The sequence below is a fragment of the Bacteroidota bacterium genome, from assembly GCA_025059945.1.
Lineage (GTDB): Bacteria > Bacteroidota > Rhodothermia > JANXDC01 > JANXDC01 > JANXDC01.
Window position 1 is genome coordinate 24,536 of sequence record JANXDC010000006.1, and the last position, 13,911, is coordinate 38,446.

A 13,911-nucleotide genomic window follows, 5' to 3' on the forward strand; every position below is an offset into this window, starting at 1 on the left:
AGAGTCGCAACCCATGGAGCCGTTGCCCGAACACTTCGATACTGTCGCCGCCACGGTCATCCGACAGGCTCTGCTGGAGCGCAAAGTTGTGCGCCTGCCGGGCTTAGGGAAACTCAAAGTCGTGCACCACAAAAGCCGGCGCGAGCCCGGCCCGGACGGCAAGATCTACCTCTTGCCGCCTGCGGATCGGGTGATCTTCGAATCTGAAAGCTAGAGGGATAAGGTGCGCGCAGAGGCTTGGATACATCGCTTGGCCGACTTGTTAGGGGCATCGCCCGAAGAAGCGCGCGCTTGGCTGCAGGCCCGCATAGAGGGGCTCCAGGCCGAGCTGCGAAGAACCGGCCAGGCCCACTGGCCCGGCCTGGGTTGGTTTCGGAGGACTTCAGAGGGGGCCTTGCTTTTCGAGCCCGATCCCGATCTGGCGCAGGCCGTAAACGATAAATATGCGGGTCTTGAACCCCTGCTCGTCTCTGAATCCTGGGAGCTGCCGGACACAATCGGCGAAGCGGATTCCGGCGAGGCGGATTCGGAGGAGGGAAGTCCCACCTCGCCAGAATGGAAGCAAGCGCAGATCTATTCAGAGGGCTTGCAACAGCAGGGGGAAGTGGACTTCCCCAGGGAGGAAGCAGAAGAGACCTACACCCCCATCGCGTGGGGCGGTCTCTCCGTCGAGGGGCCCGACCGGCAAGGCAGCGCATGGTCCGAGCGGCCCCGGTATGAGCCCCCCCCGGCGCGCCTTCGCATGCGCAATCCAGCTCAAATTTCGCCTCGCTCTCCAAAGGGAATCCCCGTCTGGTGGCTGTTGGGTCTTGGGCTCCTCCTGGCCGCCGTAGGAACGTGGTGGTACTTCCGGGGGCAGCACCCCGGAGCCCCGCAAGCGGGTCCTAACGTGCCGCCTTCGGTCGCCGAGGCCCCGCGCGCCTTGGACCTATTTTCCGCGGATACGGTTAGGACCGATACGCTGGCAAGCGTTATGGCCCCGTCCTCAGCGGAGCCCTTCAGGTCCGAGCGTGCCGTCCCGGACTGGCTGCGCAGGCCTGTTCAGGCAGGGGCCGGCGGTTTTACGATCGTGCTCGCCTCCTGGCCAACGGAACAGGAGGCCCAAGCCGACCGGGAACGGTTGTTGCGCTCTGGGGTAGAAGCTACCATCCTACCTGCACAGACGCCCATAGGCCGCCGCTTTCGACTCGTAATCGGCCAATTTCCAACGCGTCGAGAGGCTGAAACACGCCGGCGTGAGCTGATCGACCGGCTCGGCCGCTCCGATGCCTGGATCTGGCGTCTTGTCCGGTAGCGCAGCAAGAAAGGAGCTACACGCCGTGTGGATGCCCTGGCAAGCCCCCTTGCTTAACCCTGCCGATACGCTAGTGCAGCTGCCTGTAGCCCCGGAGCAGGCCATGAGCCTGTGGGATATGCTGCTTAAGGGCGGCTGGCTCATGATCCCCATCGCCCTCTGTTCGGTTCTGGCCGTCTTTGTGATTTTGGAGCGATGGCTGGTTTTGCGGCGAGCCCGCATGGAGATCCCGCCCTTCCTGCGCCAGATCCACGCCCTGCTGCAGGCCGGTGACGTGGCACAGGCCATCGCCGTTTGCGAAGAGGTCGATCGCCCGATCGCGCGCGTGCTTAAGCGGGGGCTTGAGCGGCTCGGGCGTCCGATCGAAGACATCAAGGAGGCCGTCGAGCAGGCCGGACGGCAAGAGGCTTTTGCGCTGGAACGTCGCCTGGATTTGCTGGCCTCGATTTCGGGTATCGCCCCGCTGCTGGGTTTCCTAGGTACAGTTACGGGCATGATTCAGGCCTTTCAGCAGATCCAAGCCCTACAAGGCAACGTGAACCCGAGCGTGCTGGCGGGCGGGATCTGGGAGGCGCTTATCACCACGGCCGCCGGGCTGGCCGTAGGCATTCCGGCCTATGCGTTCTACAACTACCTCAACAGCCGGGTCAACCGAATGGTCTTCGAGCTAGAAGAGGCGGCCACGCGCTTCTTGGATCTGCTCGAGGAGCCTGTTCGGCCGGGAGCGCGCGGCCTATAGGAGCCGAAACTTATGGCTAGGGTTGTGATCGCGCGTCGTCGCCCGCCGCTGGCCACGTTCACCTTGGCCTCGATGACCGACATCGTGCTGCTGTTGCTGATCTTTTTCCTGCTTACCTCCTCTTTCGTAACCCAGTTTGGGATCCGGGTCAACGTGCCCCAAGCCCAAACCGGTCCCATCGAGGAGGGGCAGTACGTAACGGTTGCGGTCACACGAGACGGGCGCTTTTTCGTGGATGGAGAGCCGGTCTTCCGTGACGCTTTGGGGGCTCGGCTGGCCGCCAAGCGCGAGCACCTCTCTCGTCCTGTCGTGGTTTTGCAAGCCGATCGGGCCGCCACGGTCGAGGACGCCGTCTGGGTCATGAACGTAGCCCGGGCTCTCGGGATGGGCATTTGGATCGCTACAGAACCGGAAAGACCCTGATGCGCACCCCAGAGGAGCGGATCGCCTGGGCGGGCAGCGTGGCTTTGCACGCGGCGCTGGCCCTTGCCTTTTGGCTCATCGTAGTGCGCTCAGAAGTAGGCCCGATAGGGCTTATCGAGGTCCAGTTCGGGCCGTTCCGAGAGGGCAGGCCCGTGCGTGCGGTCCCGCAGGCAACGGCCGCTTTCGAAGCCGCCGCCGAGGCGACAGCTGGCGCCACCCAGGAGGCCGCAGCCCAGCCCGCTGAGCCGCCGCGCATTCCGGAACCTCCGGCCCGGCCCGTGGAGGCCCCCCGACAGCCGCCCCTGCAAAGCCCGGAGCGGATCCAGGTGCCCACCGCCCCTGAGGTGCGCCCGGAGCGCTCCAGCCCAGAGCCAAGCCGCTCTCAGCCGGCCCCGGAGCGTTCCGGTCAGGGAAGCGAAGTGGGTATGGGCCGCGTTCCGGAGCGCGCCGAAGGTGCACCCGCAAGCGGCGGGCCGGAAGGCTCCGGCAAGATGGCCGAGGGCAGCCCCGGAGCCGGTCTGGATCCGGACCGCGCCGCGCCCTTTCTGCTCGTCTGGGACGGCAACATCGCGCGCAGCATCCTCCGACAGCGGTTGCCGGAGTATCCGGTCAAAGTCGAAGCGGAGATCCGCATCCGCTTTACCGTGGATCCACAGGGGCGAGTCATCAGCATGATCCCCCTGCAGAAGGGGCCGCCGGAGCTGGAGCGGGCCGCCATGCAAGCGCTTCGAGAGTGGCGCTTCAACCCCTTGCCCGCTTATATGCCTCAGCTGCCCCAAAGCGGCGTCATCACGTTTCGGTTTCGTCTGGAGTGAGTGCGCCATGGCCGAGACGATTTTCGCCAAGATCGTGCGCAAGGAGGTCCCCGCTCAGATCGTCTACGAGGACGAGCGCGTGGTGGCCTTTCGGGACATCCACCCGCAAGCGCCTACGCACATCTTGATCGTGCCCCGGGAGCCCATTGCGACGCTGAACGACCTAAAGCCAGATCAGGCCGAACTCGTCGGCCACATGGTGCTGGTCGCCCAACGCCTGGCCCGTCAAGAGGGGATAGCGGAGCGGGGATATCGGCTCGTCTTCAATTGCAATCCGGAAGGGGGCCAATCGGTCTATCACCTGCACTTGCACCTGCTCGGAGGCCGCCAGATGGGCTGGCCGCCGGGTTAGCAGACCCCCACCGGCTGGGGGCGGGACACGGGGGTCCGCAAAATGGCCTCTAAGAGCTTAGCCGCCCCGTAACGCACAGCGTCTGTGGTCGGTAGCCCGGTTTGGCGTTCCACCTCCTCGATTGCGTGCCGGGCCTCCTCTTCGCCCATCCCCCATGTGTTGAGTCCGATGCCCACGACCTTGGCGGGCCGGAAGGGGGCTATAAGCGCCTCATAGAGATGGATGTACGTGGAGAGCGGCTGTATGGGCCAGTCCGTGTACTTATGGCAACGGCGTCCGGGCTGATGACAAAGGATCATGTGCGAGGGCATGCTTCCGTGCAAAAGCCCAAGCGTCACGCCCGAGTAGCCGGCATGCAGGATGCCGCCCTGGCCCTCGACGAAGATGATATCCTTACCAGGCGCTTGCTCCAGAATAAGCTCTTCGACGGCTCCGGCCATAAAGTCGCTCACCACGGCGTCGACAGCCACCCCAAAACCGGCGATCATGATACCCGTCTGGCCTGTGGCGATGAAGGCCGAGCGCAGCCCCCGAGCCTCGGCTTCGCGGTGCAGCTCCAGCGTCACGGTCATCTTGCCCAGGGAGCAGTCGCTGCCCACCGTAAGCACAACGGGCACGCTCAGTTCGCGCGCCACGCGCCCGGATCCCACCGGCAGCCGAGCCGGAGGTTTGCGCGTATCCCAGATCCGCACCCCATGCCGGGCCGCAAGCTCGCGAAATTCGGGAAGCTCGCCGATGTGCACATGCAGCCCATGTATGATGTGCAGCCCGGCCTGAATGGCTTCGCGTATCGTTTCCAACATCTCCGGGGTCGGTTCCCCGCCTTTGCCGGCTGTGCCGATAAGGAGGCTATCGGGCCCGTAAGCCAGGGCCTGTTGCAACGTGCGCACCACCGGGATCTCGTATCCCGATCCCAACACCTCGGAGGCCTGCCGACAACGGGAGGTGCTATCCAGGATCGCCACCACGCGTTTGTTGCCGTAGCGCAGAATCCCGTTTCCCGTTTTGCAGCCGTATGAGTCGAAGTGCCCCTCGCAGTAGATGATGGGGCGTTCAAACGGGACGGCCATGGGCTACCTCCCTTCGGCTTGGGCCTGGCGATACAAAGGATAGGCGAGCATGTTAGCTAAAGCGCGCAAGGCGCCGGGATGGTATAGCTCCCATTGCCTATACCAGGCTAGGGACGTGTAAAGATAGCTGCCGCGTCCGTAGGCAGCAACTAAGAGCCCGCCGCGCAGGGGGGCTTCATCCGGATCAGCCATCTCCAGAAGCTCTTCGTAGGCCGCCGCGTAGGTGTCCGGAAAATACAGGCCGCGCTCTTGCACCCAGCCCCGCCAGATGCTCGCATCTAGCCTGTAGGGATGGCGCAACAGAGGGTGATCGGAGCGCAACAGGCGCACAGGCGCGTCCTCCCGGCTTACGCGGCGCGTTGAAATCCGGATCGGATACGGGGGCCAGGAGAGCCCGTTCCACTCCGGAGGCCGCTGATAGAGCACCACCACGTGGCCCCCTTGGCGGATGTACTCCAGAAGGCGGCCGTTATACCGCCCTAGGTCGGCTCGATGATAGTAGGCGCGCACCCCGATGAGGATGGCGGTATACCGTCTCAAATCCCCCCGGGCCAGTGTGGCCGAGTCCAGCACCTCATAGCGCGCTCCGAGGGCTCTGAGCCCCCCTTCGGTGCCCGGCTCCAGGCCCGGGATCCATCCTACGCGCACCTGCGCGGGCAGGCTCAGCCGATAATAGCGCCCGGTAACCGAAAGCGTCTCCGGGCTTCCGGAGGCCCAGATGCGAAACCGGTGCTCTCCCTCCAAGGGGCGCCAGCGCCGCAGCCCGATGCGCACCTCCCGACGCCTGCCCGGGCCCAGGGGATCGCGGATCCATACACCGAGCGTATCGCCCTCGGGTATGCGCTGGATCGTAAGCCGAGGGGCCTGGCCGCGCCAATGGGCGACCTCTAGCATAAGGCGCAGTTGGGGGTTGGGTTCGGCAAGCCATTGCCAGGCCTCGGCCCGCAACACCACGGGAGCCGCGATCAAAACCGGGATCGGCCCACTGATCTCCTCGGGAAGAGCTTCTGTAGGCACAGCTGGTCTGATGACATAGCGCAGAGGGTAATAGACGGGATCCGGCCAACCGTACTGATAGCGCTCAAGCGGATAAGTCAGGGGGGCATCGGCCGGCACGCGAAGCGTTACTTCCAGGCGGCCGCTTGCCGGAACGGGCCAGCGGCCCAGCTCGCGCCCTTCGCAGTAGAGCCGTAGCACGGGATTGGGGATGGTAAGGCGTTGAGCAAAAAACCGCAGGCGCGTCGTCTGACCGGGAGAGACGATCGAGTCCTCCGGCTGCACCCAAAGGCGCGTGCCCAGGCGCGCCAGGATGCGCTTGTTTTCAAGCTCTCGACGCTCCGCCGGGCTCAGATCGCGCCTGATTCCCCAGAAAAGGTCGTCGTTGTTCGGCCGCGACCCGTCGGCCGACCACAGAAGCCGGTAATACGTATAGCGGATTCGAAGCGTATCCGCCACGCGGACCATGTCCTGGCTGGCGTGCTGGCGCAGGGCCTGACGAGCCCCCTCCGCAAAGGTGCGGCCCGTAACGGGGTCGCGTTCAAAAACGGGTAGAGCCACGTCGAAGCCCTGACGGGGATCCCAGAGGCGCACAAACAGCCGTCGAACGCGCCATGGAGGGCCAAGCTCCGGCGCATAGCCGGCGTCCGCGGCCCGGCCGAGGGCCTCCCACAGGGCCAGCGCCGCGGCCTGGTGGTGTCCGTGCTGTCGGCTAGGACCTGTGGTGACGGTGTCGTGGTTCGTGATGATCACATCGGGCCGAAAGCGCCGGATCGCCGCCACAAGCCGGTTTACGACGGCCTGTCGCCCTCCCCAGAGCGCGAAGGTCTCTTGGGCCGTCTTGGAGTAACCGAAGTCGCGAAAGTTCAGAAAATACGGCACCGTGCCCAAGATCGCGGCCGCGCGCGCGGTTTCCTGCGCGCGCAAAGCGCCCAGGGCCTCATAAAGCTGAGGCCCGATTGCGTTCTGCCCACCCTCCCCGCGCGTCAGATATACCGTGTACGTGCGCATCCCGTAGCGGTGGCGGTAGTAGAGCAGCGTAAAGCCGTCCTCGTCGTCCGGATGCGCGGCCACGGCCATGAGCACCCGAGCTTCTCGGGCGGCGCGCTCGGCCAGGCGCCGCTCGGGGCTATCCCCGGGGTCGGTACAAGCTCCCAGAAATGACGCAAAAAGTGGCCAAAGACGCCATAGATGCTGTACCATGTTGCGGCCTCTGAGAGCGGTCGGCTAACTTTGCTGCTATCGAAAGCGGGAGAAAGCGCGAATGCTGCATGAGCGCACGCGGCAATATCTAGAGGCCATCCTCAGGACCGCAACCCCATCTGGCTTCGAGTGGGAGGGGCAGCGTCGCTGGATCGCCTTCGTAAGCCCTTGGGCCGATGAGGTGCAGAGCGATGCGTATGGCAACGCCTGGGCTATTCGACAGGGGGCAAGCCCTGAGGGTCCGCGGATCCTGCTCGAGGCCCACATAGACGAAATCGGGCTTATGGTGCGCTATATCGACGAGCAGGGCTTCCTCTGGGTCGGTCGCATCGGGGGCGCGGATCGGGCCCTGGCGCGTTCGCGGCGCGTATACGTGCTCACCGAACAGGGGCCCGTGCCCGGGGTAGTGGGGCATACGGCCATCCATCTGCGCGAGAACAAAGACGAAACCGTCCCCAAATGGCATGAGCTTTACGTTGACGTTGGGGCGCAGAGCCGGGAGGAGGTCGAACAGAAAGGGATTCGGGTCGGACATCCAATCGTATATGCCGATGAGCCCTGGTTTTGGGATGAAAAGCTCGTGGTGGGTCGGGCGCTAGACAACCGCATCGGCGGAGCCGTGCTGGGAGAGGTGCTGCGCCTGCTGGCCGAGGCCTCCGAGCGGCCCGCGGCCACCGTGATCGCGGCCAGCACCGTGCAAGAGGAGGTAGGCGGCAGCGGAGCGCGCATGATCGGTTACCGGCTTCGGCCCGATGCGGCGGTGGTGATCGACGTCACGCATGCGACCGACACCCCCGGCATAGAGCGCAGGCAGCACGGGGATGTGCGCCTGGGCAAAGGCCCCACCCTCACACACGGACCCGTCAACCATCCCACGCTGGTGCGTCGGCTTCTGGAGGCCGCCCAACGCGCTCAAGTTCCCGTGCAGCATGAGGCCTCAAGCCTGACCACGGGCACGGACACAGATGACATCTTCGATCAGCGGGGGGGCATTCCGAGCGCGCTTCTGTCCATTCCCATGCGCTACATGCACTCCACTGTGGAGACCGTACATTTGGCCGATGTGGCCGGAGCCGTTCGGCTTCTGGAGGCTTTCATCGGGGCCCTTAAGCCTGGAGAGCGTTTCGTGCTCTCGTAGCCCCGAAGGAGTCCGGGTTGTTTTTCGGTAGCGGTCCGGGCTAACTTTGCCCGACTTCCTCAAAAAGCGATTTCGGGTAAACAGGAAGCGGCATCGATGGATAAAGGCAAAGGCAAAATCGCGCAAGTCATCGGGCCCGTAGTGGACGTAGATTTCCCCGAGGGCCAACTGCCGGAAATCCTAACCGCGCTCTTGGTGTATCGCGAAGACGGCTCTGAGCTAGTCCTGGAGGTGCAGCAACATCTGGGTGAGTCCCGCGTACGCGCCGTGGCCATGGACTCCACCGATGGCTTGGTACGCGGTATGGAGGTGCTCAACACAGGCGAACCCATTTCGATCCCGATCGGGGAGGAGATCCGTGGTCGGCTCTTCAACGTCGTAGGTAAGCCCATCGATGGGCTGCGTCCCCCTAAGGCGGAGGGCCGGCTTCCGATTCACCGACCCCCGCCGCGTTTTGAGGAGCTCTCCACCCAGACCGAGATGTTCGAAACCGGCATTAAGGTCATCGATCTGCTGGAACCGTACGCGAAAGGAGGCAAGATTGGGCTCTTCGGCGGGGCCGGCGTAGGCAAGACCGTGCTCATCATGGAGCTCATCCACAACATCGCCAAGCAACACGCGGGGCTATCGGTCTTCGCCGGTGTGGGGGAACGCACCCGAGAGGGCAACGATTTGCTGCGGGAGATGATCGAGTCGGGCGTCATCAACTACGGGGAGCGTTTCCGGCGCCACTTCCAGGAGACAGGCGATTGGGATCTGTCTTTAGTGGATTACGAAGCCCTTAAGGGTTCGCAGGCCACGCTCGTCTTCGGCCAGATGAACGAACCGCCTGGGGCGCGCGCCCGCGTGGGCCTGACGGGTCTTACGATCGCCGAGTACTTCCGCGATGAGGGCGGTCGGGATGTGCTGCTTTTCATCGACAACATCTTTCGCTTCGTGCAGGCCGGCTCGGAAGTATCGGCCTTGTTAGGGCGCATGCCGAGCGCCGTAGGCTACCAGCCGACCCTGGCCACGGAGATGGGGGAATTGCAAGAGCGCATCACCTCTACCAAGCGCGGCTCGATCACCTCGGTGCAAGCCGTTTACGTGCCGGCTGACGACCTTACGGATCCGGCCCCCGCTACGACGTTTGCGCACCTGGATGCCACGACGGTGCTATCGCGCCAGATCGCCGAGCTGGGGATCTATCCCGCCGTCGATCCTTTGGAGTCCACAAGCCGTATTTTGGATCCCCGCATCGTGGGTCGGGAGCACTACGAGGTGGCCCAGGCCGTTAAGCAAATCCTGCAGCGCTACAAAGACCTGCAGGACATCATCGCCATCCTGGGCATGGATGAGCTTTCCGAGGAGGATAAGCTGGTTGTCAGCCGCGCTCGCCGGGTGCAGCGTTTCTTGAGCCAGCCTTTCCACGTGGCCGAGGCCTTCACGGGCACGCCGGGCCGATACGTGAAGATCGCCGACACGATCCGGGGCTTTAAGATGATCCTATCCGGTGAGCTGGATCACCTGCCCGAGGGGGCCTTCTACATGGTGGGCACGATCGAGGAGGCCATCGAGAAGGGCGAGCGCATGCTGGCTCAAGCAGCCGCCTAACGGTGCACGCCATGGCCAAGAGCTTTCATCTGGAAATCGTCACCCCGGAGCGCGTGGTCTATAGCGGGGAGGTGGTCTCGCTTTCCGCCCCGGGGGTGCTTGGGGGATTTCAGGTACTGGCCGGGCACGCCCCTATGCTGGCCCAGATCGGCGTGGGGGTCCTAAAAGTGGTCTTTCCGAATGGAGTGCAGCGCTACTTTGCCACAAGCGGTGGTTTTGTAGAGGTAAAGGGCCCGCGCGTAGTGGTGCTGGCCGAAACGGCGGAAGCGGCCGAGGAGATCGACGTGCGGCGCGCCCAGGCCGCCTTTGATCGCGCCCAGAGGCGGCTCAAAGAGGACGGTCCCGACGTCGATCGCGTCCGCGCTCAGGCGGCGCTTGCGCGTGCCCAAAACCGCCTCCGTGTGGCCCATCTGGAGGGCCAGCAAAACCAAACGTAAGATGGCATGATATCTGAGAGGGTGGCCCCATGGGCGTCTTGCAACCAGGCGCCATATCAACGCAAAGGGGGGCCATGGTCGATCCGCCCACCAGAGGCTTATTGGATGCTTATCTTGCTCAATTGGCACAGGAGCATGGCTGGCTCTGGTGTGCTCTTTACGCGTTCGACGGTGGCTTGCTCGGTCAATACACAGTCCTCGAGGGCTCCCGGGAGATCGCTAATCCGCTCCAGAACGTCCTCAAGCATCCCTCTTGGGGCGTACCCCTGGAGATCACGCTGCGCGCGCGTCTTTTCGCCATCACACCGCAGATCGCGCTCTTGTACGTGCTGCCGGTCGATGTGCCCGACACCGCCGATCGGCATCAAATCAGCCGAGATGTTTGTCTGATGCTGTCGCTACGCGCCCTGGAATGGGACTGAGCGCGCCCTCCGGTTGGCAAATGGGCGCCGAGATGCGTATCTTTACGCTGAATAAGGCATCGGTGGAGCGTTCTCCCTAAGAAGACCTATGCGTAAGTCCCTGCGCGTGCTGTTCGCGGCCGGCGAGATGACCCCGTTTGCCAAGCTCACTGACGCGGCCGATCTCATCCGTTCCCTGCCCGAGGCGCTGCAACTACAAGGTCACGAGATCCGGATCATGCTGCCCAAGTATGGCTTCATCAGCGATCGACGCAACCGCCTGCATGAGGTGATCCGGCTCTCCAGTATTGAGGTGCCTGTGGGCGACCGAACGGAGATGCTCAAAGTTAAAGTGGCCTCCATCCCCAGCGCCCGATTGCAGGTGTACTTTCTGGATAACGAACGCTATTTCAAGCGCCGCGGCATCCTGGCCGACGAACAGACCGGGGAACCTTTCCCGGACAACGATGAGCGGGCGATCTTCTTCTCCCGAGGGGTGCTAGAGACGATTCGTCGGCTGGGTTGGTGTCCGGACATCATCCACTGCCATGACTGGATGGCCAGCCTCATTCCGGTCTATCTGAAGACCCTCTACCGGCATGATCCCCTCTTCGCCCATACCAAGACGATCTACACTGTTCACAACTGGGACCTGCCTACGCAGTTTCCCAAGCAGATGCTGCTGTCCAAAATCGGGTTGCCGGAGGAGGAATTAGAACGCGCGCCGTTGGCCCAAAATGGGCACGTAGACCTGTTGCACGGCGGTCTGTTGTACGCCGATGCGGTCTCGACCACAGCTCCCCATTTAGATCCGGCGACGCTGCCGCTAAGTCGAGCCATCGCGGTCGAGGGGCCGATCGAGCACATGGTGGACGTGTACGCCGAGCTCTATCGCAAGCTAGCTTCGTAATCATGTCGTAGTGGTTGCGCGTAAGCGGGGCGGGGGATGGCCTTTGTGAAGCTCACATGTCTTGATCGGCAAGAGTAGCTAGAGAGGGCTGGCCGTTGCGTTACCTGCACCTGCTGATTCCAAGCCTCGCTCTGGTGGCCCTCCTGGGCTGCGATGTGGTCAACGAGACCGGAACCGAAGTGCAGCCCGCCTCCGATCGGGTACAGCCGCAAGCGCAGGCTGTTGAGGCGAGCGCGCTACGCCCCGTATCGGCCCGTCCCCTTACAGGCCAGGCGAGCGTGCTGCTTGTGGGTCGTCTCGAGCATCCGCTTACGGGCGCCTTAGAAGCCCAGGCCTACCTGAGCTTAGAATACCCCACCGTGGTGTTGCCCAACTTGGCCGACTACCAGCTGCGAGCCGAACTGCGTCTGGTGCGCCAAGCAACATACGGGGATACCACAGGCACACTGCGGCTGCGATTGCGGCTCCTTACCCAGCCCTGGAGCGATGCGCGCTTTCGCGCCGATACCACGCTGCCTGCGGGGGAGGTAGTGGGCCTCTCGGCGCCCTTTTCGTCACGGGATAGCCTGGTGCGGATACCGCTTTCGGCTTCTTGGACAGCCCTGTTTCAGGCTGCCGCCTCAAGTGAGGCGGAGTTCACCAGCCGCATACACGGCTTTGCCCTGGAACTGCTAGAAGGGCAAGCCGCTGTGGGCTTCAATGCGGCGCGTTCGTTTGTGCGTATCTGGTACAGCCGAGAGGGGGTGCGGGATTCTCTTTCGCTCCTCATAAAGGGTCGCGCAAACGCCGTGCGGCGTCTGAGCCCTGCCCCCCCGAGCGCGCTCATACAGGGGGGGGTGGGCAGTCGGGTTTTGGCCTCTTTTTCCCCCTCGCTTCCACCCAAGGCCGCCGTGCATCGCGCCGTGGTGTGGCTGTATGCGCGGCCCATTGAGCCGCAGCCCGGCCGTTTTTGGGAGCCTTTGCGGAGTCTAGAGCTGTACACGAGCACGGAATCCGGGGAGCCGGACCGTTTGCTGGCCATCGGTAACTATCGGGAGCGGGAGGGGGGGTTCGCCTTTTCCAGCTCCGCTTTGTCCGCCCACATCCAAGAGTTGGTTCTGGGCCGCGTTCCTGCGCGTCCGTTGCTGGTAATGGCGGCTTCTGAGAAAGCTACCTTGGGGTGGGTTGTCTTGATTGGACCAGAGGGGGAGGTCGGGCGCAGACCCCGCCTGGAGCTGTTTTGGTCCTCTGCCCCGGCTGCGATGACGGAGCGATAACATGCGGTGGGCGTGCGTTGCGGGCGCAATATGGGCGAGCGCGACGATCGCGTGGGCGCAAGCAGGCTGGACCGGCTCCGTGTACTCCCGTTTCGGCATAGGGGACTTGTGGGTGCCGGCTTCGGGGGCCTCAGCCGCCATGGGCCATAGCGGACTGGCCAGCGTCTCGGAGCGGGATTGGAATCTCGGACTTCCGGCCGCATGGGCAGCGCTATCGTTTACCCGAGCCAGCGCTCGGCTGTACGTGCAGGGCTGGGAGTATCGTTCCGCTCAGAACCGGGCCCGCCTATTCTCCGGCAACCTGGCCGAAGTGGCCTTGGGTTTTCCGATAGGAGATCGCATCGGATTGGGTCTGGGGTTCTGGCCATACAGCCAGGTGGGTTATCGCATCCGCCAGAGCGGTCAGGTCGAGGCGCAAGCCTATACGGTGAGCGCTGAGGGCGATGGCGGCTTGCACCAGCTCGCCCTGGGCATGGGCGCCGGGCTGTTGCCGGGTTGGAGTTTGGGCCTGGGTCTATACCGCTGGATGGGCGCCATCAGCCACCAATGGAACGTGCAATTTAGTCAGGACAGCGCCGCCGCTTTTTTGGACAGCCGCTACCAACGTTATACCCGTTACACGGGCTGGAGTGGCTCCCTATCGATGCTCTACGTGCGCCGGGAGCGCGATCGGGGCGGACCGGTCTGGAGCCTGGCCGCCGAGTGGGCCCCCCCAGCCCGTCTGCAAGCCCGGCGCACCTGGACGCTGCAGTACGGGCAGATCGCTACCAACGCGCTTCAAACCGATACTTTAAGCCTGCAAGGGGCGGAGCGGGTCACGATTCCGGCCCGCTGGTCCCTGGGAGCTGCGGTGCACGTGGCGGAACGGTGGGGCTTGCAGACGGCCTTCGCCTACCAACCCTGGAGCCGTCTGGAGCACACCCTGTCCGCAGAGTGGGACAGAGCGCAGGACCTGTGGCGCGTAGGCGTGGGGGGGTTTTGGGTTCCGGATCCAGAGAATCTTAGCACCTACCTAAAGCGTATCATTTATCGCGTTGGCTTTTTCTACGAGCAAACCCCTCTGGTGGTGCACGACCGGCCCATCAGCCGATGGGGGGTGAGTTTTGGCCTGGGCCTGCCGACACGGGATCCACGGACCACGGTTGATCTGAACGTAGAACTCAGCCGTCGTGGCGCCCTGGCGGCCGGTTTGGTACAAGAATGGCAATACCGATTTAGCCTCGTGTTCAACTACGCCGAACGATGGTTCATACGCCGCCGCATAGAGTAGCAGCAAAAGGAGTC

15 protein-coding genes are annotated in these 13,911 nt (G+C 63.8%); 13 read left to right on the plus strand and 2 right to left on the minus strand.

The window, feature by feature from the left end; genetic code table 11:
• Window positions 1-13: 13 nt before the first annotated feature.
• From NZ993_04660 to NZ993_04685, 6 genes are read left to right on the plus strand one after another with little or no spacing between them, the layout of a single operon-like run.
• Window positions 14-214 (plus strand): HU family DNA-binding protein, encoded by a 201-nt coding sequence (locus NZ993_04660; GenBank protein MCS7155083.1) that lies wholly within the window; start codon window positions 14-16, stop codon window positions 212-214.
• A 9-nt stretch (window positions 215-223) separates the two neighbouring features.
• A complete protein-coding gene (locus NZ993_04665) occupies window positions 224-1,294 on the plus strand; it encodes an SPOR domain-containing protein (GenBank protein ID MCS7155084.1) in 1,071 nt (356 codons plus the stop codon).
• A 31-nt stretch (window positions 1,295-1,325) separates the two neighbouring features.
• Window positions 1,326-2,033, plus strand: a complete 708-nt coding sequence (locus NZ993_04670) for a MotA/TolQ/ExbB proton channel family protein (protein ID MCS7155085.1) — start codon at window positions 1,326-1,328, stop codon at window positions 2,031-2,033.
• A gap of 12 nt (window positions 2,034-2,045) precedes the next feature.
• Window positions 2,046-2,456 carry a biopolymer transporter ExbD gene (locus NZ993_04675; protein MCS7155086.1) on the plus strand — a complete coding sequence of 137 codons (411 nt, stop codon included), beginning with the start codon at window positions 2,046-2,048 and terminating at the stop codon, window positions 2,454-2,456.
• Window positions 2,426-3,271: a TonB family protein gene (locus NZ993_04680; GenBank protein MCS7155087.1), complete on the plus strand. Its 846-nt coding sequence runs from the start codon at window positions 2,426-2,428 to the stop codon at window positions 3,269-3,271. Before NZ993_04675 ends, NZ993_04680 begins: the two co-directional genes overlap by 31 nt.
• Before the next feature lie 7 nt (window positions 3,272-3,278).
• On the plus strand, window positions 3,279-3,623 hold the full coding sequence (locus tag NZ993_04685) for a histidine triad nucleotide-binding protein (protein MCS7155088.1): 345 nt from the start codon (window positions 3,279-3,281) through the stop codon (window positions 3,621-3,623).
• Here NZ993_04685 and NZ993_04690 read toward each other — a convergent pair.
• Together NZ993_04690 and NZ993_04695 are read right to left on the minus strand one after the other, a co-directional pair.
• Window positions 3,620-4,693 carry a DUF1611 domain-containing protein gene (locus NZ993_04690; protein ID MCS7155089.1) on the minus strand — a complete coding sequence of 358 codons (1,074 nt, stop codon included), beginning with the start codon at window positions 4,691-4,693 and terminating at the stop codon, window positions 3,620-3,622. The genes NZ993_04685 and NZ993_04690 overlap by 4 nt on opposite strands.
• 3 nt (window positions 4,694-4,696) lie before the next feature.
• Window positions 4,697-6,892 (minus strand): PIG-L family deacetylase, encoded by a 2,196-nt coding sequence (locus NZ993_04695; GenBank protein ID MCS7155090.1) that lies wholly within the window; start codon window positions 6,890-6,892, stop codon window positions 4,697-4,699.
• Window positions 6,893-6,953: 61 nt separating this feature from the next.
• Between NZ993_04695 and NZ993_04700 the strand changes: the two genes are divergently transcribed.
• From NZ993_04700 to NZ993_04730, 7 genes are all read left to right on the plus strand, one after another.
• Entirely contained in the window at window positions 6,954-8,030 is a 1,077-nt protein-coding gene (locus NZ993_04700; GenBank protein ID MCS7155091.1) for a M42 family metallopeptidase, read from the plus strand.
• A gap of 96 nt (window positions 8,031-8,126) precedes the next feature.
• Complete coding sequence (gene atpD, locus NZ993_04705) at window positions 8,127-9,623, plus strand: F0F1 ATP synthase subunit beta (GenBank protein MCS7155092.1); 1,497 nt, start codon at window positions 8,127-8,129, stop codon at window positions 9,621-9,623.
• 11 nt (window positions 9,624-9,634) lie between these two features.
• Complete coding sequence (locus tag NZ993_04710) at window positions 9,635-10,060, plus strand: F0F1 ATP synthase subunit epsilon (GenBank protein MCS7155093.1); 426 nt, start codon at window positions 9,635-9,637, stop codon at window positions 10,058-10,060.
• 122 nt (window positions 10,061-10,182) lie between these two features.
• A complete protein-coding gene (locus NZ993_04715; protein ID MCS7155094.1) occupies window positions 10,183-10,482 on the plus strand; it encodes a hypothetical protein in 300 nt (99 codons plus the stop codon).
• A gap of 88 nt (window positions 10,483-10,570) precedes the next feature.
• Entirely contained in the window at window positions 10,571-11,371 is an 801-nt protein-coding gene (locus tag NZ993_04720) for a glycogen/starch synthase (GenBank protein MCS7155095.1), read from the plus strand.
• 95 nt (window positions 11,372-11,466) lie between these two features.
• A complete protein-coding gene (locus NZ993_04725) occupies window positions 11,467-12,627 on the plus strand; it encodes a hypothetical protein (GenBank protein ID MCS7155096.1) in 1,161 nt (386 codons plus the stop codon).
• 1 nt (window position 12,628) lies between these two features.
• Window positions 12,629-13,897, plus strand: coding sequence for a hypothetical protein (locus NZ993_04730; protein MCS7155097.1), 1,269 nt, complete (start codon window positions 12,629-12,631; stop codon window positions 13,895-13,897).
• Window positions 13,898-13,911: the final 14 nt, after the last annotated feature.

Excerpts from the sequence above, each read along its gene's own strand:
- NZ993_04660 (MCS7155083.1), top strand. The coding sequence starts at position 14 with ATGGAGCCGTTGCCCGAACACTTCGATACTGTCGCCGCCACGGTCATC.
- NZ993_04670 (MCS7155085.1), top strand. The coding sequence starts at position 1,326 with ATGCCCTGGCAAGCCCCCTTGCTTAACCCTGCCGATACGCTAGTGCAG.
- NZ993_04675 (MCS7155086.1), top strand. The coding sequence starts at position 2,046 with ATGGCTAGGGTTGTGATCGCGCGTCGTCGCCCGCCGCTGGCCACGTTC.
- NZ993_04685 (MCS7155088.1), top strand. The coding sequence starts at position 3,279 with ATGGCCGAGACGATTTTCGCCAAGATCGTGCGCAAGGAGGTCCCCGCT.
- NZ993_04690 (MCS7155089.1), bottom strand. The coding sequence starts at position 4,693 with ATGGCCGTCCCGTTTGAACGCCCCATCATCTACTGCGAGGGGCACTTC.
- NZ993_04695 (MCS7155090.1), bottom strand. The coding sequence starts at position 6,892 with ATGGTACAGCATCTATGGCGTCTTTGGCCACTTTTTGCGTCATTTCTG.
- NZ993_04700 (MCS7155091.1), top strand. The coding sequence starts at position 6,954 with ATGCTGCATGAGCGCACGCGGCAATATCTAGAGGCCATCCTCAGGACC.
- atpD (MCS7155092.1), top strand. The coding sequence starts at position 8,127 with ATGGATAAAGGCAAAGGCAAAATCGCGCAAGTCATCGGGCCCGTAGTG.
- NZ993_04710 (MCS7155093.1), top strand. The coding sequence starts at position 9,635 with ATGGCCAAGAGCTTTCATCTGGAAATCGTCACCCCGGAGCGCGTGGTC.
- NZ993_04720 (MCS7155095.1), top strand. The coding sequence starts at position 10,571 with ATGCGTAAGTCCCTGCGCGTGCTGTTCGCGGCCGGCGAGATGACCCCG.
- NZ993_04730 (MCS7155097.1), top strand. The coding sequence starts at position 12,629 with ATGCGGTGGGCGTGCGTTGCGGGCGCAATATGGGCGAGCGCGACGATC.